We start from the raw sequence: 26,984 nt of genomic DNA, 5'->3' as shown, positions 1-26,984 counted from the left end.
TTACAGCCTTCACTTCTGGCACGTCCCACAAAAAAACGTCGAACGCTGCGCTTGCACGATCCTTTCGATCGTTCCCTGTCGACAACGAGGGCAAGCTTGCCCTGCGCGGTCGTACACGCGGTGGGCATTCTGATAGCCCCCCTGCTTATTGAGCGCGTTGCGATAAGTACCATCGCTCAGCGTTGAGCCTTCGTACTGAATCGCCAAGTTCAGGACCGCATGCGTGGCCTCCGCAATTCGCTGCCACTCACGCTTCGTGATTTCGCTACAACGCTTGCGCGGATGAATACGTGCCAAATGCAATATCTCGGCAGCGTACAAATTTCCAATCCCCGCCACAGCCCGTTGATCGAGTAAGGCGACCTTGACCTCCCGCTGCGAATGGGCAAGCCGCGCTCGATATAAGTCCCCAGAAATTTCCAGCGCATCCGGCCCTAACTTTTCCGGCCCGAATTGAATTGCAAATTCTTTTGCTGAAAACAAGCGAACACTTCCCAGCCCCCGGCGGTCCCAATAAAAGATCTCCGCGAGTGGACCGCCCCGTAATTCCAATCGCCAACGCAAATGTTCCTTGGTCGGGGCCTCGTCGACCAGCACCAAACCCGTCATGCGTGGCTCAATGACAATCGCTTGCTCTTCATCCAACCAGATTACCACCCGCTTCCCCACGCGGCCGATCGTGGAAATCGTCGACCCCACCACACGGCGTCGAAACAAAGCCGGCGCGGGCTGGATCGTGATCGGCAACCGCTGGCAGCGCACTTTCTCCACGGCGGCGATTTGACTCCCCACCGCGGCTAAAATCCCCCGCCGCATCGTTTCCACTTCAGGCAATTCAGGCATGGAAGCAATGGTAAATCTGAAATGGGAAAAGGCAAATCTCTTATTTCGCTGAATTCACCAATCGAGCATCTCATATTTCAGATTCCCTGCCCTTGACCCTCATCAACGGGCTATCGAGAATCGACTGTTTACCCAGGACTGCGACATGGCAACATCTCCCACCCCAGCTACTGTGAACGTTCCCGATGCCGCTGGTCGCTATGGAGCGTTCGGCGGACGCTACGTGCCCGAAACTTTGGTGTTCGCTCTCGATCAGCTCACCAAAGACTACGAAGCCGCGAAAACGGACCCTACGTTCCAGGCCGAACTCGACGACCTGTTGAAAAACTATGTGGGCCGCCCCTCGCCCCTCTATTTTGCGAAGCGCCTCACCGAAAAATGTGGCGGGGCCGAAATTTGGCTCAAGCGCGAAGACCTCAATCACACCGGCGCCCACAAGATCAACAACACGCTGGGGCAAGCGCTGCTCACCTTGCGGATGGGCAAAAAGCGAGTGATCGCCGAAACAGGGGCCGGCCAACATGGCGTCGCCACGGCAACCGCCTGTGCCCATTTCGGTCTCGATTGCGTCGTCTACATGGGCGAAGAAGATATCCGCCGCCAGTCTCCCAATGTTTTCAGCATGAAGCTCCTCGGTGCAGAAGTGCGACCCGTGAGTAGCGGTTCTCGCACCTTGCGCGATGCCATCAACGAAGCGATGCGCGACTGGATGGCAAGCGTCGAAACCACGCATTACATCCTCGGCTCGGTCGTCGGTCCGCATCCTTTTCCCCAGATTGTTCGCGACTTCCAATCAGTCATAGGCCGCGAAGCCATCGAACAATCTCGCGCCCAGTTTGTTGACCTTCCCAACGTCGTGGTCGCTTGCGTCGGCGGCGGCAGCAACGCCGCGGGCATGTTCTACCCGTTTGTGAATTTGAAAGACGTCGAAATGGTTGGCGTCGAAGCCGGGGGTCGCAGCAACAAACCCGGAGATCATGCCTCGCCACTGACCTACGGCAGCCCTGGCGTTTTGCACGGCAGTTTCAGCTACGTGATGCAAGACGAAGACGGTCAAACGTGCGACGTGCATTCCATGTCGGCGGGACTTGATTATCCCGGTGTCGGTCCCGAGCACAGCTACTGGAAAGATTCCGGCCGAGTGAAGTACACCAGCTGCACCGACGAAGCCGCGATGGCGGCGTTCGATGCCCTGGCGAGTTTGGAAGGCATCCTCCCCGCGCTCGAATCATCGCACGCCATCGCCGAAGCGATGCGACTCGCCGCCGAACGCGACAAGAAAGAACGTATCGTCGTCTGCCTTTCAGGCCGCGGAGATAAAGACGCCTCCGAACTCGCACGGCTCAAGGGCGTCAAATTCGGTTAATTTCTATTTAGTCCCGCCACTTGTGGCGGGTATTACTCGTAGCACGGGATAAATCCCGCGGCTAAATAAGTAAAACACTATGTCCGCAATCGACAAACTCTTCGCCGAGCTTCGCCAAACCAACCGTAAGGCCTTGATGCCCTTCATCACGGCGGGCGATCCCGATCTCGACTTCACCGCCCAAGTGATTCAAGAGCTCGCCAAGCGCGGCGCATCGATGTGCGAAGTCGGCATCCCTTACAGCGACCCCATAGCCGATGGGCCCGTGATCCAAGCTTCGTACACTCGCGCGCTTCAGAAGAAAGTCAAACTGGCGGGCATTCTCGACATGCTCGGCAAAGTGTCCCCCCAAGTGTCCACGCCACTCGTGACAATGGTCAGCTATGCGATTATCTATCGCCACGGAGCAGAAAAATACGCCGACGATCTCGTCGAGCGCGGCATTGCGGGCATGATTGTCCCCGATCTGCCCGTCGATGAATCGCCGGCACTCGCCAAGATTTGCGCCGACCGCGATCTGAGCCTCATTCAGTTGGTCACACCGCTCACTCCGAAAGAACGTGCTCTGCGCATTGCCGAAACTTCGAGCGGCTTCATTTACTACGTCTCCGTGGCTGGCATCACCGGGGAACGCACCCAACTTCCGCCTGATTTACTCGAACGCGTGACCTGGCTCCGCTCACAAACTCCGCTCCCCGTTTGCATTGGTTTCGGCATCAGCCAACCCGAGCACGTGCGGCTCTTAGCCCCCGTGGCCGACGGCTTGATCGTGGGTTCCGCCATCGTGCGCCGCGTGGCCGAGGCCGACAGCAAAGGCCGCGACGCCACTATCAAAGAAGTCGGAGATTATCTCCAGAGCTTATTGTCGGCACTCGATTCCTAATCCAGCGAGCCAGGTCGTCCCGACCCCGATACGACCCCGACTGAAATCCACCTTCTAAAAAATTTGACCTTGTCAAAATCGGCAAGTTAAAATTAAAAGGGTTACGGTTCATCGGTCGGCTTTATGTGCTGCTGGTACAAGCCGACAGGCGTGCGACGCAACCGACCCCTTCCCCCACCGATGGAGGTCGCCTATGACTGCCGGTTCCCCCCGCCCTGGCCGCAGCGAAATGCTGCACCGCTTTTTTGCCGGGATCACCGAGTACACATTCACCACACAACTCGGCGTGGCCGATCCCCCTCTCGTTGACTATCTGACCGCCCTGCTGACGCACTTCGTTCGCACCGATGCGATCTATGGTATGCGAACTCCCACCGGCCAGCGTCTCGTGGCTGTCGTCGACATGCTCGAAGAAGCCCAATGCCGCCAAGGCCCAGCCCGCCGCCGCGTGCATCGCCACATCGGCGACTTCACGCTGTTCTGGTTGGGAATTTATCCCGAGACCGCCGAGAACCGCCGCAAGCAAACCAAAGACAGCCTGATCAACTATCGCGATCAAGGCAAACGCAACTATCTCTTGGCCAGCCGACTCCCCACCGACGAAAGCTCCGCCCCTGACGACGTACTTGAACGCTTGAGCGATTGCTTCGAGTTATGTGTGTACGGCCTGGGCGAAGTCCGCCGCGAATGGGAACAACGCGAAGGCGACAAGCCGATTCTGCTGGGGTAGAATGTTCTTTCCAAGCACGAAAGCCAAACACTGTGAAAACTTACGAATTCAACGTAATACCCAACGGCGTCTCACAATTGTCTGATGACGAGGGGATGCTTTGTACGCTGCAGGCTGTGATGACGGCACGATTGTGAGTCGTGACGGCACCGCATTCTTTTGTTTTTCACGCGAGCCATCTTCTCTGGAAGATGCCATCACAACTGCGGCTCACGCCATTCAAAAAGCAGGCTTCCATTTGGCACATATCGAAGTGGGTTGCCCGGTGTAACGTCACGTCACCAATCCCTTCGTCACCATCATAAACACGTCCTCGAGCGTCGGCTCGCGCTCGGCGAAGGAGATCAGCCCGCAATCCGCGGCGACCAACTGACGCATCAAGCGCTGCACGTCTGCGTCTTGGCCCACCATCTCAAACACGCAAGTCCGCGCGTTAACGTCGACCCGCTTCACGTTGGGATCGCTCTGAATCAAGCCGATCCCCGCCTCGGGACTCCCCGTGAAACGAACTTCAATGTGCCGATTCTTATTGATCTGGCGGTAAACCTTATCGATCGGTCCGTGCAGCAAGAGTTGCCCTCGCTCGATAATGCCGATGCTCGTGCAGCAATCGGCCAGCTCCGTGAGAATGTGGCTCGAGATGAGAATTGTCTTCCCCATCTTCCGTAGCTCTTTCAACAGTGCCTTCACTTCCAGCCGCGCACGCGGATCAAGCCCACTCGCAGGTTCGTCGAGAATCAACACCGGCGGATCATGCACCAACGTTTTCGCCAGGCACAACCGCTGCTTCATGCCGCGCGACAAGCCGTTGACGTAATCATCTCGTTTGTGCGTCAGATCCAATAGTTCCAATACGTCGGATAGAACTTCCTTACGCCGCGCGGCGGGAACTTGATAAGCCACGGCAAAGAAATCCAAGAACTCCCACACCTTCATGCCGTCGTAAACGCCAAAATTGTCGGGCATGTAACCAATGCTTCGCCTCACGGCAATCGGGTCGCGCGTCACGCTATGCCCGTTGACCGTACCCTCGCCGTGGGTGGCCTGCAACAACGTCGCCAAAAAGCGAATCGTCGTGCTCTTCCCCGCGCCGTTTGGTCCAATGAACCCAAACATCTCGCCCGCAGGGATTTTCAAATTCAAATTCGCCACGGCCACAAAGTCGCCATAGTGCTTGCCAAAATTGGTAATCTCGATCATGGCGACTCGTCGTTCTCGGTTTGCGTAACAACATCGGCCGGGCTATTCACGTCGGGCCGCGATGCAGCCAAGGGACCGTATTCCAAATGGGCAATCACTACCGTTGCCCCCTTGCGCTGCGAAGCTTCAGGAGCCACTTCCATCCCTGGCAGACCTTCGTCGATCACTCCAACCAATCGCGTTTCCATTCTTTGAGTGGCCGACCTATCGTGCTTATCTTCAAACTGGCAGGCCAGCTTCACAAGTGCATCAACATTCATGCTTGGAATCAATCGTCCCGCCGCCGCGGTCACACGTTCGTTAGCAAACGGCAAACCCTTAGGATCCCAAATCAAGGTCCGCATCCCCAACACGGCCGAGCGTCCCGCTTTGATTTCACCTAACCAGCAACCTTCGTAACGCGGCTTGCCATTGCGATCAAAGGTCCGGCGGATCACTACTGCATCACGAATTTTAAATTGAGAACGATTCTCCACCTGCGCTAGCCCACGCGATGACTTCCCCAACCGCAGCGGCCCATCAAGCGGCTGAATCTGCTCGGCGTGTACTAAGCGCGTCGCCGACGATGCCACAGTCAACCCTTCCAGCCGCGGCGAACTGCTCTCGTCGAACACCACCGAAGCCTCCCAGGCTGTCGGATCTTTTTTGTTCGCCGGAAACGGCAGCACCAATGCCGCTTCCTGATCGGGAAACTCGATTTCATACGTCGTGGACAGCGACGAATACATCGCCGTGAATCGCGACAACACGCCGCGGTCATGCGAACCGAACAGTTCCAATACGCCGACTTCCGTCTGCGCGCGAACAAATCCGATGTCGAGTTGCGCTTGCTTGACCACGGCCCAAGTTCCCAACATCGCTACAAACGGCACGGCAATCCACGCCCATTCCACCCGCTGGATGGTGTGAAAGATCAACCAATTCACGGGAACAAGCACCATCAAATACAATGCCAAGCAGGCAATGATGAATCCTGCCCCAGGAACTTGCACACCAGCCGCCACCAGCAAGAGTTCCCGCGCTATGTCCGCCGTCGGTGAAAATTCATCCCAAGAGCCAACCCCACCCGGGCGATCAACCACCATCTGGGGAATCTCTACGGAACCACCGAATTGATTGACTTCAACTTCTTTGGGCGGCGATGTGTTGGCAGCGCTTTGCGCATCGCGGGCAAACAGCCGCAGCGGCGTCGTGAAGTGCGCGTCCAGCCGACGATTATGGTGATCGACCCAATCCGCTTGCAGCGCACCATACGGCCCCGACGAAAAAATCCGCCGTGGCCGCCCGAACAAAGCACCATTCAAAAAGCTGTCAAACCCCGACCAATTGATAAACTCGCGCTCGGCCAACTGAAAAGCGGACACCATAATCACGCCGCGCCCCACGTCGTGCGTGACAAACAAATTGTCCGTGCCCGCGAGCGACCGGCTGCCGTCACGTTTCTTCAGCACGATACCCGAGAACGGTTGCCGTGGTGCGAGCGCCGCAATCGCTCCGCCACTCTCTCGTGCTCCCCAATGTGTCGACAACGGTTCCAGGTCCGCTGTTTTAAACTCCCGGGGACCTCCGTCATCCGCTGGCAGATACTCATCAAGGAAACTTCCTTGCAGCGAGGCCAGCGAATCAGGCCCATTGATAATCAGCCGCCCCCCCCAATGCACCCAATCCAATAGCGCGTCCTGTTGCGCCACTGACAGCCGCGTGGGATCGACTTCGTCCCACACCAGGAATGCCACGCTTGTCCACGTGAGCGGATTCTCCGGCAAAGGAATCGTCGCCCCTGCCTTTAATAACGAAACTTGATAGTATGCCTGCGAGCCTTCGGTGAACTCTTCTTCCCACGGAGCTCGCACGGAGTTCGTCACCTTGAGAAACGCATACTTCGCGGGCTCCTTGGCCACAACGACGATGTTGTATTGATACGCGGGGATCCATGCAATCTTTGGCTGGTAAAGAAAAACTCCCGCCCCCGAATCGCGATCCACCAACTCTGCAAGCAATCGCGTCCCTTCGGTCCTCTGCGGCAGAAACAACTCTCCTTGGATGTCGCGCTCTTTGCCATTCACGAGCGTGACCCCACGAGTCACTTGTAACCCAAACCGCGAATGCTCGAGCGCCACCTGTCGTTGATTTTCGTCCAAAATCTCGGCGGAGAACCTACCCACGAAGTCGTTGTAGTTCGCCTGCATCGTTTGAACCATCGCGGTCCAATGCCCCGGCTTGAGTGCGATGGTTGGCCCATCTTGCACACCAGGATCGACGACGACTTCGCCGAACTGCGGTCGCAACGGCCCGATCTCCAGCGGCGGCTTGCGGCGTTCTTCCTCTTTTTCGTCGTCCTCTTTGGCATCGTCTCCCTCGGCGGCAGCTTCCTCCGTGGTTTCCTGCTCGGGAGAGTCCTGGGCAATCGCCATCGGCCCTGTTGCTAGCAAGTGGAACCATGCCAATAGTCCCAAACGCCAACTTAACTGCCAAACCGTCTTTCGAAGTCGTGGGGATAAAATCTGCATGGTCGAGAAACGCCTCTCACCGCGAGCCGGAAAACGTGCTGTCATTCTACTCCACGCCCCGTGCCGACACAGCCCGCTAGCAATCGCGACTTTTGGCATGGCGAGGCCCTGAAGTTTTTGTTATTTCACCCCTCCTTGCTAATCATGTCCGTGCTCACCAGCGTCAATGTCGCTCATGGTTTCCGCATTTTCGCGCTTCATCTGCCTTACGATCCTCCTCGCTTCGGCGGGCTGCACCAGCCTGCCGTGGCAGGAAAATGAACGTACCTCGATCATCACCCCCGCCATGCGCATCGCCGCGATTCGCGAAGGGGCCGCCCGGGCCCGGGATGCCGACTCGACGGAGCAGCAACGCTCGGTCGATGAAATGGTCGCTCAGATTCGCACGGAGCGCGATCCCTTGGTCCGCCGCGCGATTCAGGAATCCATCGCCGAATACCAGGTTCCACTCGCCCGTGATGTGCTGATCGCTGGCCTCAAAGACGACAACCCCGAGGTCCAGATGACTTGCTGCCGCAAGCTGGGCGAACGTGCCGAGCCGGAGTCGGTTGCCGCGCTTCGCGAAGTTTTGCAAGCGTCCGATAATTTGGACCTTCGTCTTGCGGCGACCGATGCCCTGGGGCAGATCAACACCCCCGAGGCTATCGAAGCGTTATCCGTCGCCGTTAAAGACCGCGATCCGGCCCTGCAATATGCCGGCGTCGAAGCGCTCAAAAACTTAAGCGGCCAAGACCTGGGCAACGACGTCAAAGCCTGGCAGCAGTTCACCGAGCAAGGCGACGCCGTCATTCAGCCCAAAGCTTCGCTCGCCGACAAAGTCCGCCAGTATTCTCCATTCTAAGCTTTTTGATTCCTGAATACGGGTGCCACTGCCCACCTCGCCCTCCGGTGCTGGAACAACTTGCACTGGCGTCGAAATTTCGACTCCGCTTCACCTCACGCCAGCAGCTAGCAGACTCTTCACGTTTGCTTTGCTCCCGTAAATCTCCCACCTTCCGTTTCCGTAAAACCCGCGGACATTAACACTTTTTTTGGTGTCAATTCTCACCGCCCCTCACCCGATACCAACTCCTGCGGACAGTTTCGCGCTGTTCGTTGTTTGGGTGCTGAGAACCGTTTGGGTGAGCGCGACTTCAAGCGGAGGAAGTCCTTGCCCACTTATCGGGTTCTCGCACCACAGTTAAGTCGGGAGTGCCACATCCGTGGCAGTCGGTTCGTAGTTCAGGGGGGAGTGACTCGATGCAACGTCGGTTGCCAGAGTACGCGCGGATTCGCCAGAGTTTGCGCCTGATTCTGTTGGGTGCGGTTGTGGCTGCCAATGCGCAGTTGCTGCTGGCCCAAGACTTTTCCATCGAGAGCGATCCGTTCGATACGTCGTCCACGCTCGATTCGCACGTGCCACAGCAGAATCTCATGTGGCAGTCGACTGTCAAAGGGTTCATCAAGGATGCTCGTCCAGGGCAACAGAGTGCCAAAAACGTCACTCCGACGCCCGTAGAATCTCGGCCCGTGCAAATCGCCGATCGGCCGCAGACGACGCCCACACAAACTTCTTCTGCCGGCAAGATATCCTCTTCGCCGTTCAGCAAATGGATTTCGCCACGTTCCTCGGGTGGTCGCCCTCGGGCGATCCCGTCGGCCGATATTACGCCCACACCGCTCAACGAGCCAAGCGACTCTCGCGGGCCACAACTCAGTGCGCCAACTGTGATCGACGATCAACCGGCTGAACACGAAGCACGAAATCGCGCGACCGTGCCCGAAGTGGCTCGCCGTCCCATGATTACTCGCCAACCGCAGCGTACTACTACGAGCCGCCGCATCGGCGAAGTGCTCGATCAAGAGCGCATGCCAATCGGTGATGAAACCGAGGAAGAGCTCAACGCCACGCCGCTTAATAACTACCCTGCGCCCGAGGCAGAATCCGACGACAGCACGTTGGAAACCGTTCAAGAAAAGCTGCCGCCGCTCACCCGTAATCAAAAAGCGCTCCGTGAGCATGTCCGTCGCGTCTTGCGTTACTACTATGAACGTCCGATGAACACCCGCGACCGCAGTCCCTGGGAAGTGATGCACTGTGCGCTTTCTTATGAAGTTCACAGCCGCATGCTGCAAGGGGGACCACAAGGCAAACCAGTTTCAGCCGTGGGTTGGCTCTGCTTCAATCAGTCCTGCCGCCGCATGAAGCTGATGCACGTCGATGATGAGGGCGAACTCAACGTCAAAGTCGGTCCGGCGCTACAAGGTCATCGTGGCCAATTGCTCGCGATTCTCGCCCAGGCGAAAGTCAGCAGCGAGTACCCGATGCTCGTCGATGGTCACGAGTTCAAGATCAAGGATCTGATCAAGGCCGAGATGGAAACCTGCTATCCACGTACCGAGCTCACCTTCAAGCTCATCGGCTTGATGCATTATCTCGACAGCGAAACTCAGTGGATGAACGACCAGGGCATGCAATGGAACATGCGCAAGCTGGTCACCGAGGAAATCAAACAGCCCATTCGTGGCGCCGCGTGCGGTGGCACGCATCGTCTGTCGGGCCTGACTTTGGCTTACAAAACTCGTGAGGCCCGCGGTGAGGCGGTCAACGGCGAATACGCCCAAGCCAAACGATTTGTCGCTCAACATCAGCAGTATACGTTCCGCACCCAGAATCCAGATGGCAGCTTCAGCACCAACTGGTTCCAAGGCCGTGAGGACGAACCTGATATTGATCGCAAGCTCAAGACCACGGGCCACATGCTCGAATGGTTGCTGTATTCGTCGACCGACCGTGAGCTCAACAACCCACGCACCACCAAAGCCGTATATTTCTTGACGAATCTGATGTATCAGAACCGTTATCGCGACTGGGAAGCCGGGCCTCTGGGCCATGCAATCCACGCCCTGGTGGTCTACGATCGCCTGATGTTCTCCAAATACGATGCTCCCGGCGATATGCCGATGGCAATCCGCGACACGACCATTACCGGCTCACGAGGCATCCGTTGAGCGCCCCGTTTCTTCCATTGAAGAACCTCTGTTTTTGCTCTAAATTGCAGAGTCTCGCCGTTGTTGGCCGGCGTTTTCTCTCACATACTTGGGTGGGGCAAGGTATTACTCGCGTAACAGCTTGCTAATTGTGGATGGCACCGTTGTCGAAAATCTCCGAACAACTCCAGGCATTTTGTGAAATTGCCATCCGCCTCGCCAAACACGAAGAGGCCGACGCCCTGCTCTTCTTGCTCGAATCCGCTCTCGACTGGCAAAAGCTGCGCGAGATCACCGGCGATCAACAAGTGCTCTTGGCCAGCGATCACCAGGAACACTTGGTAGGTGCCGATGATTTCGATTTCGACACCGTTCTGCTCAACATCCCCGACAGCCCCGTCTATGAGCGATTGACCCAGGCGCTCCTGGAAAGCGTGGCCGACGACCTGCTCACCCCTGGGGCCTGTGTTGTTGCCCTCTATAGCGGCTTCGAGGTCGACACGATCGATTCGGTGAGCGTCATCAATCTTGATGAGCACCTGGGGCGGCTAACGGTCCATGACCTCCGTCAACTCGAAACTCGCGTGCCGCTCGACACGCTCAAGACGACTGTCGACCTAGCCGTTGATATTGGCCGCGAAGGCCGCGAGGGTAAGCCGGTTGGCACGTTGTTCGTCGTGGGCGATCATCGCAAGGTACTCAAGCATTGCCATCCGCTGGGATTTGACCCAGTTCGCGGCTACAGCGTCGAAGAGCGCCGCCTGGAGGATTCCAAGGTTCGCGAGTCCGTGAAGGAGATTGCCCAACTCGACGGTGCGTTCGTTGTCTCATCCGACGGCACCATCGTGTCAGCCTGCCAGTACATCTCGGCCCCCGCCGCCGAAATCACTCTGAGCAAAGGCTTGGGAGCCCGCCACTGGGCCGCCGCTGCGATCAGCCGCGCCACCGGCGCGGTCGCCATTACCGTGAGCGAGTCCAACGGCACGGTGCGGCTCTTCCAAAACGGCGAGGTCATGCTTCGCATCGAACCCTTCCGCCGGGCCATGAAGTGGAAAGATTTTGAGTACGATCCCCCCGGCTCGGGCGATTGAAGCTATGATCGGAATGTAGCCAGTGGATTTCACCGATCCCAATCGGCATAGTCCACATGCTTGCTCTATTCCAGTTAAATCTCTCGAAGATAGTTCAACTTCCCTAGCGTATTCCTAACCCGCAAGCAATAATTATTAAAGCGCTAACAAATACCACCAATCGGAGTTAAGTGACGTGCTGAAATATGAACACGAAGAAACGGTAGGACACTGGCTGTGTACCACCTATCACTCTTTTATGTCGGAATTGCGAGATCAACTCGCTCCCCACAACATTACCCATCGGCAGATGGATATCTTAGGCTGGCTGGCTCTGGCGGGGCCACTTTCGCAGGCCGAGCTCGCTAGCCGCATGATGATCGAACCTCCCAGTTTGGTCGGCACGCTCGACCGTATGGAGGCGAGTGGTCTGCTAGAGCGAAAAGTCTGCGCCGAAGATCGTCGCAAGAATATGATTCACCCACTGCCCGCCGCCGAGAAAGCTTGGGAGCAAATCGGCGAATGCGCTGCACGCGTCCGCATGCAGGCCATCGAAGGGATGACCCACGAAGAGATCGCGACGCTCAAGACATTGCTCTACAAAGTCCGCGCCAACTTCACTCAATCCCAAGTTTACGAATCCACTTCGCCGACCGCCGATCAATTGGCCGATCACAAAAAAACGCGAGATCACGTCGTCCCGACGTGACCTCGCGCCCAGCTCTTCTTTCCGTCTCGAAAATGGACCGCACTCAATTCATCGAAAGAGTATTGATCGAGGCTTGCGCCATCACCACCGGCGTGTAACGCAAACCTTTTAGCAATCGCTGCACCGCGTCGTACTGAGCTTGCAGCGTAGCTGCATCGCGATCAATGTCGGCGTATAGATCAGCCTTCAACTGACGGCGGAACTGATTGCACAGCTCAACCAAGCGTTCGCGGCTCGTAGGCGACGTGAACGAACCGTTTTGCATGATGTCGGCCATCAAGTCGTTAAGCTCCACGCGATACTTCACATAGCGTGGTCCCGCTACTAGGGCTGGCCAATAAACCGTGCCCGTGCGGAAGTCGACGTCAAACTCGCTCAAGGGATATTCCAACGCCTTTTCAAGTTCGCGCCGTGATTCCACTAATTGCTTGGCTCGGTGCAATTCTTCCGTCCGTAAAATATCGTTGATGCGTGCCCGATGGCGCGATTCCGACATCATTTCCTTCCACTCAAAATGGGCTTGTCCTTTGTAGAGGAAATTGCGAATACGCATGGCGTAGACCTGTTCCCACAAGATATTCGCTTGAGCATCCAGCAAATTTCTGTCTCCCTCGGCCCGAGTTAAGACGGCCAGCCCTCGCAAAACGCCTTCCTGATAGGTTGACGAATGGAAGTGGGGTGCTTCAGGAGGTGACAGTGCAAAAGAGGCCTGTGGATCGCGATCGATCCATTCCGGAGACTCTGAGAATCTGTATTCCACGGCGTGCGCTTTCACCGCCAGCAGGCAGCTGGCCAGGCTCAACGCGGCCGCGGCGGCCACGCAACTTGTAAAAATGATACGACCGACGACGGGGGCGAGCATGGGGAGGCTGCTTCGCATGGCTTGGGTCTCCTGTGTGAGGGTGAGAAAGACTGATTGGCGACTCACCCATAGAAGCGAAAGCCGCCTGCGAAACGGACAGAAAATTCTCAAAAAATTCTCTCACCTCCAAATTCAGGCCGAAATTCACACCCCCGCGCCACTCCATCTGCATTTAGCCCCCGGTGATCCGTTGGTCCCGCCAACGGCACACCGGGGGGCTTCCCCAGGTGCCGCCCCTCACACCCTCCCCCCTCACCGTTTACCATAAACGCAGGAACCCGCTATTCTCTTTCTCCCTAGACACCGCGAACAATTCATCAGGCCATGTCCCACTCCACCGATCTCCGACCTCTGCTGGCAAATCTAGCAGTGAAACATTCACGCCCGCTCGTCGCCCTACTTCTTATGCTGTTCTTCATTCAGATCCCCAACCTAGCGCTGCACGCCAAAGAACCAGCCGCAACGCGTGCCACTGCTGACCCATCTTCGGGTGCCACTGCTGGCTTGCCCAGCAGTGCTGTCCCCATCGTGATCGCCCATCGCGGTGCTAGTGGCTATCTCCCCGAACATTCCCTTCCCAGCGTCGCCTACGCCCATGCCCTCGGCGCAGACCTAATCGAACAAGACATCGTTCTCTCCAAGGATCTCGAACCAATCGTCATTCATGACCGCATTCTGGATTATGTCGCCAACGTGGCTGACGTCTTTCCGAACCGCAAGCGTAATGACGGCCACTACCATGTTGCTGATTTCACCCTCACCGAACTTCGTCAGCTGAGCGCGCATGAACGGACCAATGGCCACACCGATAAGCTCGCTTATGCCGACCGTTTCCCCGTCGGCGGAGTTCCCTTCGAGATTGCCACACTCGCCGAGCACATCGAATTGATTCAAGGATTGAATCGCTCCACCGGCCGTAACGTCGGCTTACTCGTCGAGCTCAAAAACCCCACCTGGCATCGCGAACAAGGAGGCGACATGAGCCGCATCGTGCTCGACACGCTCGCCAAGTATGGTTACACCTCGCGTGAGGACAACGCGATTATCCAAACTTTCGACGCGTCCGAAGTCGAGCGGCTCCGTAAAGAACTGCACACCGACTTGCGACTTGTGCAATTGATGAACGATCAAACGCTCAAACTCCCCGCCGATGCCACCGAGGAACAACTCAGCGCGGCGCTAGAAAATCTGGCGAGCTATGCCGACGGTGCAGCCCCATCATTGGAAATGGTACTTTCGAGAACTCGTCTGCCAGAAGAATCAAAAGTCACAAACTTCATCGATCTCGCTCACGACGCAGGCCTGACGATCTACTGCTACACATTCCGCACCGAGACCGTCCCACCCCAATTCGCCAGCTTTGGCGAGCTCGTGGAAACCTTCGCCAACGCTGGCGCCGACGGCTTGATCACCGACTTCCCCGATCAAGTCCGCGTGCATCTCCCGGCACAGGTGAAGTAATTCGAGGTCAGTGCTTATTTCTTGATCTCGAATTTCACTTCCTCGATCGTTCCCGTAAAAGCAAAGTCCCCTTGGTTTTTGTAGTCGGGGGCGATGGATGTGATCGAATCGCGCCCCACTTCAAACGGTTCAAGTCCCCCACTACGAAAACCAACCCGCTTGATTTCGCCTTCGCCGGCTGGCTTATCGTTGACGAATAATCGCAAAATGCCCCCCTGCTCCATCGGCCCGACCGCCTCATATTCCGTTCTGAGCGTGACTTTGCCCTGAGGAAGTTCGACTGTTCCGTCGATTTGCGAATTTGCCACGTCGAAAAACGTGTAGCGAAAATGAGGTTTGCCATCTTTGATATACAGCGTCCAACCACACGAGTATCCACCACAGCAGGCAACCACCCCTTCAGCACCCTCCTCGGGCACATCGATGTTGGCAGTGATCGTGTTCGAGGAAGGAAAAATCAGCGGGCTAACCGGTTCCGGCAATCTCACTTTGTTGCCGTAATAGGTCCAAGATGTTCGTGGTGGACCACTGATTCGATTCCGTGGGTCCATCCGCTCAGCCATGCGTGGATCAAGTGGCAGCACATCATACTTTTTGGCTTCCACGAGAAAGTGCTCCTGCAATTCCTTAAGTTTCTCCGGCTCTTCCGTGGCTAGGTCATTCGCCTGGGCAAAGTCTTCCTCGATATTGTAAAGTTCCCACGGGGCAGCCAGAAAATCTCCTTCTTTGCCCGCGGTTGTCCATGGCAGGCCAAAACGGCTGCAAGCGATCCAGCCATCCCGATAGATAGCCCGATTGGTCATCATTTCAAAATACTGCGCAGTCCGCTTATCCTTGGCATCCGCGCCGTCGAAAGTGTAAAGCATGCTCACCCCCTCGATCGGCTTTTGCTCGATCCCATCAACCTGATCGGGAACGGTGATCTTACAAGCCTCGAGAATGGTCGGCACGACGTCGATGACGTGATGAAACTGATCGCGAATTTCCCCTTGGGCCTTGATCCCCTTGGGCCAATGCACCACCAAGGGATTACGCGTTCCTCCCAAGTGACTGGCCACTTGCTTCGTCCATTGAAACGGCGCGCACATCGCCCACGCCCAACCCACTGGCACATGCGGCTCGCTGGCCGGTCCACCAATCTCGTCAATTCGCTTAATGCTGCTCTGCAGACCCAGCTGAACGCCCATCAAGCTTGCTATCTCGCTAAACGTCCCTTCAAGACCTCCTTCGGCACTCGCGCCATTGTCGCCGATGATGTAGAAGATGAGCGTGTTGTCGAGTTCGCCGGACTTCTCCAAACTTTCAATCAATCGGCCGACATGGTAATCCGTGTGCGCCATATATCCGGCGTAGTTTTCCATGAGCCGTTCATACACCTGCTTAGCATCCTCGGGCTGGTCCTCCCAAGCCGGGATTTCCTGGGGCCGCGGGGTGAGCTCGGCATCAGCGGGAATGACTCCCAGTTCCTTCTGTTTAGCAAAAGTGAGCTCACGCTGCTGATCCCACCCATGGTCGAACTGGCCAGTGAACTTCTCCCGCCACTCGGCTGGCACCTGATGGGGGGCATGCACCGCACCCGTGGAGAAATACACAAACCACGGCTTATTGGGATCGGCGGCACGCACATTCTGAATCCAATCGATCGTCTCGTCGGTCATATCCTCCGTAAAGTGATACCCCTCTTCATACGTTTTCGGTGCACTGACTGGAGTCGTGTTGCGATACAACGTCGGATGATATTGATCCGCTTCACCTTGGTTGAATCCATAGAAATACTCAAACCCTAAACCGGTCGGCCAACGGTCGAACGGTCCCGCGGGACTGATTTCCATCTCCGGCGTGTTATGCCATTTACCGAACATCGCCGTCGAGAAACCATTGTCATTGAGAGTTTTAGAAACGAGCGCGGTGCTTAACGGCACGATGCCGGTGTAACCTGGATAACCGGTACCCATCTCGATGATCACACCGGTCCCACAACTATGGTGATTGCGCCCGGTCAGCAATGCCGCTCGTGAGGGCGAGCAAAGCGCCGTCGTGTGAAAACGGTTGTACTTCAAACCGTTGGCCGCCAGCTTATCAAGATTGGGCGTGGGCACCGGCCCGCCAAAGGTTCCGCACATGCCAAAACCCACGTCATCGAGCAAGATAATCAACACATTGGGAGCCCCCTCGGGAGCTCTCACGGGCCGGGGATAGTCGGGCTTCGATTCTTTGTACGTCTCGCCGATTTGACCTGTAAATTTGGGATCGGGATGGGGAAGCCGCGTTTGGGAAAAACACGGATCAACAAGCGAGAACATTAGAGTGGCGAGACACAGAGTAAGTTTCATATTCATCCTCGGTTAAATAAATCACCGCCGAGCTAAAGACACATATTGATTCTTGAGTCGATACTTTTTGTTCCCCCCTGTAGCAGCCGGGGTCCCCATATCGCATGTCGTCGACAAAGGTAACAAATACATTGCCAGAGAGGGTCGTCCAAACCAGCTAGAGAAAACCCTCAATGAGATCAAGCGGACCATGACACAAACTCCAGAGCGGAATAGGACGCCGCAAACAGTTAAGAAGAGAACGGTGAACTGCGACCGATTCTACTGCCGCGCGATGCCCAATGCCATCGATTCCGTAAAGCATTTCAAGCTTTCTCAATCCTGCGCAACCGGCCAAAAATTATTGTAAAACAGTGCAAAATTTTTAACCGTAAGACTCTTGTTAGCCGCAAGGCAAAGCGCGTCGCAGACGAGCGCGAGCATACCCCTCCCAAACTTTCTTACTGATTTGGCCGCGCGGATGTGGTATGTTTGGCGCTTTATAGGCCGGACCGAGTAATGCGAGTTCCGGCGATGAAACCGTCATCTCCGTCGAGCGTGTTCCGCTTCATGCCGGAACTGCGCACCGCTTGTTCCGGCCTACATAGCTTTCCCATTCCAACTTGCTCATTCCACAGGCCTGAGCAAGTTGCAAAAGTTGATCAAGATGACAAAGTTCGAAGAGGGGTGCTAGAGGTTGGAGGCAAGTGCTAGGGATAAAAAAGTCTTCGGTCCTATCATACCCATCCCCCATCCCAAAGCTCCCAGTCCCTACACTGCTTGGCAACATTAAGTGACCCGCAAACCACGCAAACCTGGCCAACCTCGCAAACCTGAGTGAGAAGATTTTGATCGGGCTAGCGGCTCACAAGGAACAAATAATTCCAGGATTTCCCAAAATTTTCTGCCCGTTTTGCGCGCCGATTACGCTATGAGTAGTACAGAACTCAACCCCCTCCACTACATACAGACATGCATCGCGCATGCAAATTTTAAGCAAATCAGGCGAAACCGCCTGCCCAGCACAGAATACGCCAGTTATGATGGCCAAAAGGAACTAAGAGGGGAATTTAGGCTAACATACGGTCGGATTCCTGAAAGTCGTGAGATGAGTGAAAGCCCCTCGGAAGTGACCCTGCTTCTCCGCCGCGCGCAGGCGGGCGATGCCGAGGCTGCGCCGCAGCTTTTGAATCTGGTCTATCAGAAGCTCCATCTGATGGCCGAGAAAAAGTTATCCCATGAGCAGGATGGCATTTCGTTGCAAGCCACGGTCCTGGTTCACGACGCCTACTTGCAGCTGGTTGGATCCAACAGCGATATCGATCTGAGCGACCGCAAACATTTCTATATTCTCGCGGCGAAGGTCATGCGGCGGATACTCATCGATCGGGCCCGCAGTCGCCGGGCGCTAAAGCGGGGTGGGCCGCATTGGAAGCGCTCGAACGTGCAGGTTGAGACCGTGGCAGGACGGAGCGAAAAGACCGACGTGTTGGCGGTTCATGAAGCCCTAAAACGACTTACAGAAATTGATCCCCGGCAAGCAGAAATTGTTGAAATGCGTTATTTTGGAGGGTATTCGGTGGAAGAAACGGCGGACCTCTTGAACGTGTCGCCTAGCACGGTTAAGCAGGAGTTCGCGGCAGCCAAGGCTTGGCTCTACCGCGAGCTATCACGGAGCTAACATGGCAGAGCACGGTTGGGACGAAGTCAAAGAGAAGTTCAACGCGGCGCTATCGCTGTCGGTCAAGGAACGCGAGCTGTATCTCAAACAGCTTTCGACGGAATCGACGCAGTTGCATCATGAAGTGGCCGACCTGCTCGCTCAGCATTCGCAGGCTGATGACGACGACTTCATGGCCAGCATCCAAATCGGCAAAAAGACCGAAGCCGATTTGGCGGAAACCATCGCCCACATGTTGCCGACGCTCGATATGAAGGCGACCGTCGATAATTTGAACATGCCCACGGTCGATCTCAATTCGCTGCAAGACAAGAGCGAATATATCACGCTGCGTCAGGCAGCGGAGATTTCCGAGGAGAACTCGATTGGCGTCATCGGCGATTACCAGCTGATCGAGCAAATCGGCCGTGGTGGCATGGGGGTTGTTTATAAGGCTTATCAAAAAAGCATCGGCCGCATGGTGGCGCTCAAAGTCATCGCTGCGGGAAGTTTGAGCTCGCCCGAAGACATTGCTCGCTTTCGTGATGAAGCCTCCGCAGCAGGCCGCTTAAATCATCCGGGTATCGTGGCAGTTTACGACGCGGGTGAGCACGGAGGCAATCATTACTTCTCGATGGCCTACATCGAAGGCGAAAATCTGGCAAGTTATGTGGGGGCGGGCAAGCCACAATTAAAACCCAAAGAAGCCGCGCGGCTGATGGAAGAAGTCTGCCGGGCTGTGCAGTATGCCCACGATCACGCGGTGATCCATCGCGACATCAAGCCCGCCAACATCATGCTAGACAAATCAGGTCAGCCGCTGCTGGCCGACTTCGGGCTCGCCAAGTTGATTGGTAACGAAAACGGCTTCACGCAAACCGGCCAGACGATGGGAACGCCTAATTACATGGCGCCCGAGCAGGCGCGAGGTCAGCTGGATTTGATCTCCACACGAACCGACGTCTATTCGCTAGGTGGCACGCTGTACGCACTGCTCCGTGGCAAGCCTCCCATCGAAGGCAAGAACCTGCTCGACACGCTCAAGAAGGTGGAAAGCGCACCCCCAGAGACACTTTACTATCGGGGGTCGCAAGTTCCTTTGGATTTGTGGACGATTTGCGAAAAGTGTCTGGCTAAGCGGCCTGAAGATCGCTATGAATCCGCCGGAGCACTGGCGGATGAGTTGCAGCGTTTCTTGCACGGCTTTCCGATTTTGGCCCGTGCGGTGGGTCCCTGGACACGATTGCAGCGTTGGTGCCAGCGCAATCCGCTGATCGCCACGCTCCTCGGAGCAATCGCTGCCACACTGGTGATCGCCACGGTTGTTTCGATTGGCTTTGCAGTGCAAGCGCGAGCCGCTCAACTTCGAGCTGAAGATAACGTCCGATTGATCGAAGATATTTTGGATGAAGTGTTGATCACGATGAGCGAAAGCGATCTTGCCGAAATGCCAGGAACTCAATTTGCTCGTCAGAAGTTACTCACCACGGCCCAGCGCTATTACGAAGAGTTGAGTTCCACGCAGCAGGTCTCCCAAGACGTTCTGGCGAGAGCGGCTTTTCCGCTAGGACGGTTGCAGGCATCGTTGGGGCAATATGACGACGCGAAGAAATCGTTTGACACAGTTCTGGCCATGCAAGAAAAACTCGCCGTTGACAATCCAAACGATGCAGATGCAACTTTGGCAGTCGCCCTGACTCACCATGAGTATGGCAAGCTGGGTGAAAAGTTATGGAATGAACGCGACCTCCAAAACCCAAACACAACATCCCAAGAAGGTCTTGCGATGTATTTGGAACATGAAAAGGAATGCCACGATTGGCGCACGAAGGCCCTTGAGCTTGCACCAGACAATCCCGAAACAGCCCGTTTGCTAGCCAATGCAAAAATGGGACTTGGCAACGCCGAGAGTGAACAGCAGAAATCGAAGTCAAACCAATTCACCTTCGCAGCCGCCGATGCCTTGCTCGAGGAATCGCAAGCGATTCGAAAAAAACTGCTCGATGATGAAGCTGTCAAAACAAAAGTCTTACCTGATTTGGCGAAGGGCTACATATCTCAGGCAGAACTACAATCCACCCTCGCGCAACTGAGCCTCGAAGCATCTGAGCGGGAGAGTCATTCCAAACAGGCTATGGAACTTCGCCGCCAAGCCGCCGAAATTCTTGAGCAACTCCCGCCCAAATCGACAACCACGGACACCAAGTACGATCTTGCGACTTGCTACCAACAATGTGGAAATTTTCATGCCCTTGTCGAGGAGTACGAACCGGCCATCGAATTCTACGAAAAGATGGGAATAACTCTCAATCCGTTGCTACTGAGCAATCCTGGTGTTTATAAGTATCGCAAGGGGGTCGCAGACGCTCAGTACAACTTGGCACAACTCTATCTTGTGCAGAAAGACAATCTGGGGCTCGACTACGTTGCCGACTTTCAAAAGACTTTGGTCAACGCCTTGATCGTTGACCCCCGAAATCGTGATGCCATCGATTTATTAGTTGGATATTCCCAAAGCATTGCCTCATTAATTGCTGGTAGAGATTACTTCCCAGAAGCTGTTGGTTGCCTTGAACAAGCAAAGACGTTTCTTAGCGAAGCCAAACCCGGCGCGGCCGATCCTGCTATCATTGAAGCTGCCATCGAAAAACTTGACGAGGAAATCAAAGCCATTCGCGAAAACAGCAACGAATCCGACCCGACCGCATTCTTTCGGAGAGGGCTTATTTTCCGGAGAATAGGCATATTTTACTCAACATGAAATAATTGATTGACCCCTACGGCTTACCCAGCCGATAGAGAAGACAGTGTTCTGTTCGGATTCTCGGGGGGGAATTAGGATGGTCTGTCGTAAATATTTGATTGGTTCCGCCGTGCTGGCGCTCGTGCTTCACGGAATGTTAGAAATTGGCATCGCCAAGGCTGAGGACGACGTTGTCATCGTCTCGGATGCTTATTTGAGCAGCGATCAGCAGCTCTGGCAGGACTCTGATCTCACTGACGAGGTCATTCCTGCTCAATTCCAAGCTAGATCTCGCGGTAGTGCTCAGACTTCGCGGACGTCAACTCGATTGGCCGGGCAAACTGGCGGCGGCCAACGCAACGTACAAATATCTCAGTTGCGACTGGCCAATACTCCCAACATGATGGGCGACTTCTTTGGGGATCCAGGCCAGACGGCTATTGTTGGTGAACTTTTCACCGGTAATGGTTCCACAAATGGGTTGGCTGTGCACCAAACGGTTCAATCGGGCTCGTCGTTTGCAGACGATAACATTTCACTAATTACAGTTGATCCGGGCACAGGAAACACAGTGTTTATCGGTGGTCCTGGCGGCGTTACGCCGGGGACATTCTTCCTGCCTTCGATTCCACCTAGTCAAATTCAAAACCCACAAACGGGTCTGACGCTTGATAGTGGCGATCCTAACATTTTTTACACTGCCGTTCTTAATGGTGAGGAGGTCAACGTTTACGACGACCCCAATGGGCCTGTCACGATTACTGATGCACCGATTTACCAAGTTTTTCAGGTTACCGAGATACATGTTCCAGGACCAAACGTCGGCGATGTCGCTGGTCGCGTGAGAGTTCAAGACAATAACAGTACATTGCCCCGCGATCGTGTCTTCTTCGATTACAACTATTTCCACAATGTGCCATTCACGGCCAATGGCATAGATGTCAATCGTTTCACGCCAGGCGTGGAAAAGACGTTCTGGAGCGGCATGGCATCGCTGGAAGTCCGTGTCCCAATGGCCGTGACTTTTAATACGACTCAATCCCTAGCCGCTGGCCCGGATGCCAATAAAGGGGAATTCGGCGATCTCGCCCTGATTTCCAAATTCCTGCTCACATCGAATGATACTTGCGCACTGGCCGCTGGTATGGCCGTTGCGTTGCCCACGGCTGATAACTACGAGCTTTATGGAATCAACGGCGATAAAATTCTGGAAATCGAGAACGATTCGGTGCATCTGATCCCTTTTCTTGCATTCCTCTATACGCCAGAGCGCAGCAATTACTTCGTGCAATCGTTTATTACGGTTGACGTCGATGCTAACGGTAATCCCGTCATCGGCAACATGGGTGCCAGCGGGCTTGAAAACATTGGCGACTGGAACGACCAAACCTACCTCACCGGCAGTGCAGCCATCGGCAGATACATCTACCAAAACTATTCACGTAACGCCAATCTGCAAGCGATCTCGTTAATCAGCGAATTCCATTACACCGCGACGGTCAACGACGCAGACATCATCAGAAACGGCCCATTCCAATTGGGGAACCCCGGGCAGGACCTCTCGCTGTTAAACGGTGTGTTCGGTGCGAACTTCCGCTTCCAGAACTACTCGTTAACAACGGGTTATTCGGTGCCGCTCACCTCGGATGATCGAATTTTCGACGGCGAAGCACGCGTGTTTCTCAACCGGTTCTTCTAAGTGGCTCTTCTGCGTCTGAATAGGAACGTCATCACTGCACAAGTTGCTAGAGCGACAGATGATGGCTCGGGGATAGCAAAGCTACCTACTAGCCTTAGGTTACCCGAATAATCCAGGGTCACCGGCAGTCCCACTCCGGCGTAAATCAATTGTTGATTTGTTAGTGGAAGATTGATGTCCACAACAAAGCCATCAAAATTTTGGTTGATGGGTGTCACCCCAGCGGCAAATTGGCTCACGTTGGGTTCGACTTCAAAGTAAGAACTCAAGACGCTTTGCTGAATTAAGTTCTGTTGCTTCGAAGGACGATTGGTGATGTCGATTTGGGCCGTGCCGTTTGATTGTTGAATTTGAAACGAGTTGGCAGGCAAGCTGACGCCACCCGTTTGCAGCAATTGTTGGTTCGTCGAGGCCGTATTCACCGAGAAGCCAATATTGTTGGTCAGAAATTGCACCGTTCTGGTTGTGTTGGCAACCTGATACGAAAGCGAGAGATTCTGCTGGACGAACGAACTCTCCAGGATATTGAAGCCAACGATTTCTACATCGTTTGGTCCTTGCCCCACATCGAACGTGACTCTGGCCGTCAATTCTCCTTGTACGATCGTGGTAGTGCTCCCGAATGGCACGGTGTTCAAGCCTTGCGCAAGTGTATTGAGCGATCCGTGGATCGAAACGAGATCACCTTCATTCGAGCTCGTCGTAAACTTGATCTCCTTGGTGATTTCAATTGCGTTTGCTCTAGTACTGCTTAAGGTAGCGATCAATATAATTATCGCTGCACGTTGGATGGTCGATTTGTAGGCATTCATGATGATCCCCTGAGGCGACAATCTTTGAACTCCCTGGGCCCAGCGCGCGGGTGTGCGCGTACGGGGAGCCTGATTGGCCGCGAGCTAATGTTGCTGCGAAAGATGGACTAACTATCTGGCAACGAAAAATGGCGCATGGAACGACGAGCGAACACATCGCGCGATCGGGGTAGTGCGGTAAAGAGAGTTACGCCTCGCAAAAGGCAGAAACCGCACCAAGTTGAAGCATTAGCACATTAAGAACGCGTTTTCACCACGCTCTTCGGGCGAATAAAGGCCGTAAAACTTGGCCTGATGCGGGTTATCGTAAGCCACATCCTTCCCCCTGTCAATCATTTTGAACGACTTTTTTCGTTTCCCACCTGAATGGGGCGTAATACCCGGAAAAATTGCAACATTAATCGATTAATAAGTCCGCTAGGATTCCCACCACACTGATCACAAGAGATGCCAGCACAGCGTTACCGAAGCCCTTGATCGTCATTCGGTCGGTCAGGGCGTCGGTGAATTTCAGCAATATCGCGTTCACGATCAGCCGAGTTATGAACCCCAGCAAAAAGCCAATTCCAAGCGTTGCCAGTCCCAAGAAAACATAGAGCAGCCATCCGAGGAAGAAATTCAGTACCCCAAAAATAGCTGCGACAACAACAGCATCCCAAAAGTCGGGAACAGACACACCCGGGATCATCTTAGCGGCAGCGAAAACGCCCAGCGCGAGCACAAGCCAAGCTAATAGAAATTCCATGACTGTTCCAATCTTGTTTATTGATATTGATCAGGAGATCGCACGCAACTTTGTCGTACTGTGTTTGATATCTCAGCTTATCTTGTCCGCTATTGCAATCCCGCCCGTTAAATCCACTGCTGAACTTGACTGCTTGTTGACCAAGCGTCAAAGTTCACACTCTTAAGTATTCGTCGGACTGCGGAGAATCTTGCGGTGGCCACTTTCACACTTGTGCATGTCATTATTAGCCTTGTCGCTCTGGCAAGTGGTTTTGTCGTTGTTGGCGGGATGCTCACGGGAAGGCTATTTCGTGGTTGGACGGCGCTCTTTCTGGCAACAACCATCGCCACGAATGTCACGGGCTTTGGTTTTCCTTTTGAAAAGTTCCTGCCCTCGCATGGCGTTGCGATCCTTTCGTTGTTACTCCTGGCGATTGCCGTCTATGCTTTGTACGTAAAAAAGCTTGCTGGCAAGTGGCAACTTGTTTACGTGATCACCGCCGTGGCTGCCTTATATTTCAATGCCTTTGTTCTGGTGGCCCAACTCTTCCTCCGCTTGCCGGCCCTGCACGAATTGGCACCAACCCAATCCGAACCCCCGTTCGGCATCACGCAAATCCTGGTTCTGCTGGCGTTTCTCTATCTCGGCGTGCTCACCGCCAAAAAATTGAAAGCCGTCTAAGGACTTCTTTTTACTCAACGGTCTCGGCGATCACACCCACGTACAAAGCACCGTCCGTCTTCCAAGGATCGCCGCCGCCGTTGTATCCCGAATCTTTCTTGTGAAAGTCTTTGACAACATATTCTTCCGACAACATTTTTGTGCCGTCTAAACACTTAAATAAATAATCGCGTTCTTTATCGACGCTGGGCGACGTTACATGCGTGATCTGCCCCGTCGTGCGGCTGAAACCGACCTTCTCGTCATACACGGCCGATCCGATCCATTTGGTGCGTCCATCGCCGTTGGGCTCTGGCGTTTTCCATAAACGCACGTGATGCCGATGCCGCGGGTTGTCGCCCACGGGTTGCTCAAAAGCCAAATCTTCCTTGCGACCAAACAAATAGAGACTGCTCACAGGCGCTTCTTTATCGGGCCGCGACAGGATCGTATCGGCCCCAATGCGGAGGTCGCTTTCCAATCCCAAAGCCGCGGCGGGATACCACTTAGCCGCTTTCATAATCTCCTTGACCTGCTCCTCGCTGCCAATCAACGCCACGTTGAGCGGATCACCGGGGTGCTTATCGCCGGTCTCTGTGATCCTCGGGTTGTCATCAAACGAAGGATGTAACGACGCGTAATACTCCCAACCCATGGGAATGAGCAAATACGCGGCCACCAGCCAAACCACAATGGAGCCCAGGATCCAACGTCGAAGGCGATGACGGCGTCGTTCGTGTTCCGGTTCGATTGTCAATTCTTTGTCTTCTGGCTTGTCGTCCATCATTCACCTCTTGCCACCACTGCTTGTGTTGCTTGATGATTTTTTGCCGGCTCAAACGGTTCCATGTGAATCAGTACTTCGCTCGCCGCGGGCAAGGCAACCAAAATTGCTGATTTCACCTTGCCACTCAGCACGTGCGCATCATGCAAGGATAACTCGGGATCGGCCTGCACATGCAAATCGATCAAATAATCGACGCCAAATTTGCGGACCCGAACTTTTTCGGTCGCCAAAACTCCGGCGACTGAATGTGCCGCGTCAATCACTTTCTCCATAACATGCAAATCGGGCGAACGATCCATCAGTTCATTGATCGCCATCGACATAAATCGCAAACCGTTGGCCGTGATCACGACCGCTGCCACAATCGCTGCCCAATCGTCCGCCGATTCCCATCCCGGTCCGCCCCAAATCGCCAGTCCAATGCCGATGAACGCGGCCGCCGAAGTGATCGCATCGCTGCGGTGATGCCAGGCGTCGGTCTTCACCGACGTGCTGCCTATGTCGTCGCCGACCTTGAGAACCGTGCGAAACAATAGCTCTTTCACAACAACCACGCCTGCCACTACGGCGAGCGTAAACGGCATCGGCGCATGGTGGGGAGTGATAATCTCGCGGGCGGCAACGACCACGATACTCACCGCCGCTCCGAGCAGCATCATCGCCACCGCCGCCGATGCGAGCGATTCCGCTTTGCCGTGGCCGTAGGGATGCGAATCATCAGCGGGTCTCGCCGCCACTCGCAAACCGCCCCAGACGATCAGCGACGAAAAAATGTCGGTCGACGACTCGATCGCGTCGGCAATCAGCGCATAGGAATGGCCCACGATGCCGGAAATGAGCTTCACCAGCACGAGCACGGTATTCACGAGCATCCCTGTTTGAGCTGCCTTTATGCCGCGAGCGAGATTCTCCATGATTCCTTACTGGTTGGGATTACGTTTGTGAAGCGTGTCACTATGCCGTGGTTGGGAAGGATACTT

21 protein-coding genes are annotated in these 26,984 nt (G+C 55.0%); 12 read left to right on the top strand and 9 right to left on the bottom strand.

Annotated elements, in window-relative coordinates; genetic code table 11:
• Positions 1-9: 9 nt before the first annotated feature.
• On the bottom strand, positions 10-843 hold the full coding sequence (mutM, locus tag SH678x_RS03160) for a bifunctional DNA-formamidopyrimidine glycosylase/DNA-(apurinic or apyrimidinic site) lyase (RefSeq protein WP_496921429.1): 834 nt from the start codon (positions 841-843) through the stop codon (positions 10-12).
• A 145-nt stretch (positions 844-988) separates the two neighbouring features.
• On the opposite strand from mutM, the gene trpB reads away from it, so the two are divergent.
• The 3 genes from trpB (at position 989) to SH678x_RS03145 (ending at position 3,822) form a co-directional block, all read left to right on the top strand.
• Positions 989-2,209 carry a tryptophan synthase subunit beta gene (trpB, locus tag SH678x_RS03155; RefSeq protein ID WP_496921428.1) on the top strand — a complete coding sequence of 407 codons (1,221 nt, stop codon included), beginning with the start codon at positions 989-991 and terminating at the stop codon, positions 2,207-2,209.
• A gap of 79 nt (positions 2,210-2,288) precedes the next feature.
• The gene (gene trpA, locus SH678x_RS03150; protein WP_496921427.1) at positions 2,289-3,092 is read left to right on the top strand and encodes a tryptophan synthase subunit alpha; all 804 of its coding nucleotides are present in this window, start codon (positions 2,289-2,291) and stop codon (positions 3,090-3,092) included.
• A gap of 193 nt (positions 3,093-3,285) precedes the next feature.
• The gene (locus SH678x_RS03145) at positions 3,286-3,822 is read left to right on the top strand and encodes a hypothetical protein (protein ID WP_496921426.1); all 537 of its coding nucleotides are present in this window, start codon (positions 3,286-3,288) and stop codon (positions 3,820-3,822) included.
• A gap of 273 nt (positions 3,823-4,095) precedes the next feature.
• Here SH678x_RS03145 and SH678x_RS03140 read toward each other — a convergent pair whose 3' ends face one another.
• Entirely contained in the window at positions 4,096-5,022 is a 927-nt protein-coding gene (locus SH678x_RS03140; protein ID WP_496921425.1) for an ABC transporter ATP-binding protein, read from the bottom strand.
• Entirely contained in the window at positions 5,019-7,532 is a 2,514-nt protein-coding gene (locus SH678x_RS03135; RefSeq protein WP_496921424.1) for a hypothetical protein, read from the bottom strand. The genes SH678x_RS03140 and SH678x_RS03135 overlap by 4 nt, the downstream gene beginning before the upstream one ends.
• A gap of 175 nt (positions 7,533-7,707) precedes the next feature.
• Here SH678x_RS03135 and SH678x_RS03130 point away from each other — a divergent pair, with 175 nt between their 5' ends.
• From SH678x_RS03130 to SH678x_RS03115, 4 genes are all read left to right on the top strand, one after another.
• A complete protein-coding gene (locus tag SH678x_RS03130) occupies positions 7,708-8,373 on the top strand; it encodes a HEAT repeat domain-containing protein (protein WP_496921423.1) in 666 nt (221 codons plus the stop codon).
• A 398-nt stretch (positions 8,374-8,771) separates the two neighbouring features.
• The gene (locus SH678x_RS03125) at positions 8,772-10,523 is read left to right on the top strand and encodes a hypothetical protein (protein WP_496921422.1); all 1,752 of its coding nucleotides are present in this window, start codon (positions 8,772-8,774) and stop codon (positions 10,521-10,523) included.
• A gap of 143 nt (positions 10,524-10,666) precedes the next feature.
• A complete protein-coding gene (locus tag SH678x_RS03120) occupies positions 10,667-11,593 on the top strand; it encodes a DNA integrity scanning protein DisA nucleotide-binding domain protein (RefSeq protein WP_496921421.1) in 927 nt (308 codons plus the stop codon).
• A 175-nt stretch (positions 11,594-11,768) separates the two neighbouring features.
• Positions 11,769-12,281, top strand: coding sequence for a MarR family winged helix-turn-helix transcriptional regulator (locus tag SH678x_RS03115; RefSeq protein ID WP_496921420.1), 513 nt, complete (start codon positions 11,769-11,771; stop codon positions 12,279-12,281).
• 43 nt (positions 12,282-12,324) lie between these two features.
• Here SH678x_RS03115 and SH678x_RS03110 read toward each other — a convergent pair whose 3' ends face one another.
• Positions 12,325-13,161 carry a hypothetical protein gene (locus tag SH678x_RS03110; RefSeq protein ID WP_496921419.1) on the bottom strand — a complete coding sequence of 279 codons (837 nt, stop codon included), beginning with the start codon at positions 13,159-13,161 and terminating at the stop codon, positions 12,325-12,327.
• Positions 13,162-13,512: 351 nt separating this feature from the next.
• Between SH678x_RS03110 and glpQ the strand changes: the two genes are divergently transcribed.
• The gene (glpQ, locus tag SH678x_RS03105; RefSeq protein ID WP_496921418.1) at positions 13,513-14,604 is read left to right on the top strand and encodes a glycerophosphodiester phosphodiesterase; all 1,092 of its coding nucleotides are present in this window, start codon (positions 13,513-13,515) and stop codon (positions 14,602-14,604) included.
• Positions 14,605-14,618: 14 nt separating this feature from the next.
• On the opposite strand, the gene SH678x_RS03100 is transcribed toward glpQ, so the two are convergent.
• On the bottom strand, positions 14,619-16,937 hold the full coding sequence (locus SH678x_RS03100) for an arylsulfatase (RefSeq protein WP_496921417.1): 2,319 nt from the start codon (positions 16,935-16,937) through the stop codon (positions 14,619-14,621).
• A 1,087-nt stretch (positions 16,938-18,024) separates the two neighbouring features.
• Here SH678x_RS03100 and SH678x_RS03095 point away from each other — a divergent pair.
• From SH678x_RS03095 to SH678x_RS03085, 3 genes are all read left to right on the top strand, one after another.
• Entirely contained in the window at positions 18,025-18,597 is a 573-nt protein-coding gene (locus SH678x_RS03095; protein ID WP_496921416.1) for an ECF-type sigma factor, read from the top strand.
• Between the two features lies 1 nt (position 18,598).
• Complete coding sequence (locus SH678x_RS03090) at positions 18,599-21,337, top strand: serine/threonine protein kinase (RefSeq protein ID WP_496921415.1); 2,739 nt, start codon at positions 18,599-18,601, stop codon at positions 21,335-21,337.
• Positions 21,338-21,416: 79 nt separating this feature from the next.
• Entirely contained in the window at positions 21,417-23,018 is a 1,602-nt protein-coding gene (locus SH678x_RS03085) for a hypothetical protein (protein WP_496921414.1), read from the top strand.
• On the opposite strand, the gene SH678x_RS03080 is transcribed toward SH678x_RS03085, so the two are convergent.
• Positions 23,015-23,830 carry a hypothetical protein gene (locus tag SH678x_RS03080; RefSeq protein ID WP_496921413.1) on the bottom strand — a complete coding sequence of 272 codons (816 nt, stop codon included), beginning with the start codon at positions 23,828-23,830 and terminating at the stop codon, positions 23,015-23,017. The genes SH678x_RS03085 and SH678x_RS03080 overlap by 4 nt on opposite strands.
• Positions 23,831-24,227: 397 nt before the next feature.
• Positions 24,228-24,575 (bottom strand): phage holin family protein, encoded by a 348-nt coding sequence (locus tag SH678x_RS03075; RefSeq protein ID WP_496921412.1) that lies wholly within the window; start codon positions 24,573-24,575, stop codon positions 24,228-24,230.
• 195 nt (positions 24,576-24,770) lie between these two features.
• Between SH678x_RS03075 and SH678x_RS03070 the strand changes: the two genes are divergently transcribed.
• Positions 24,771-25,238, top strand: coding sequence for a hypothetical protein (locus SH678x_RS03070; RefSeq protein ID WP_496921411.1), 468 nt, complete (start codon positions 24,771-24,773; stop codon positions 25,236-25,238).
• 10 nt (positions 25,239-25,248) lie between these two features.
• Here SH678x_RS03070 and SH678x_RS03065 read toward each other — a convergent pair whose 3' ends face one another.
• The gene (locus SH678x_RS03065; protein ID WP_496921410.1) at positions 25,249-26,004 is read right to left on the bottom strand and encodes an LssY C-terminal domain-containing protein; all 756 of its coding nucleotides are present in this window, start codon (positions 26,002-26,004) and stop codon (positions 25,249-25,251) included.
• Positions 26,001-26,918 (bottom strand): cation diffusion facilitator family transporter, encoded by a 918-nt coding sequence (locus tag SH678x_RS03060; RefSeq protein WP_496921409.1) that lies wholly within the window; start codon positions 26,916-26,918, stop codon positions 26,001-26,003. The genes SH678x_RS03065 and SH678x_RS03060 overlap by 4 nt, the downstream gene beginning before the upstream one ends.
• Positions 26,919-26,984: the final 66 nt, after the last annotated feature.

The sequence above is a fragment of the Bythopirellula superficialaquae genome (assembly GCF_059632245.1).
This window is presented reverse-complemented; position numbering and strand designations above follow the sequence as displayed.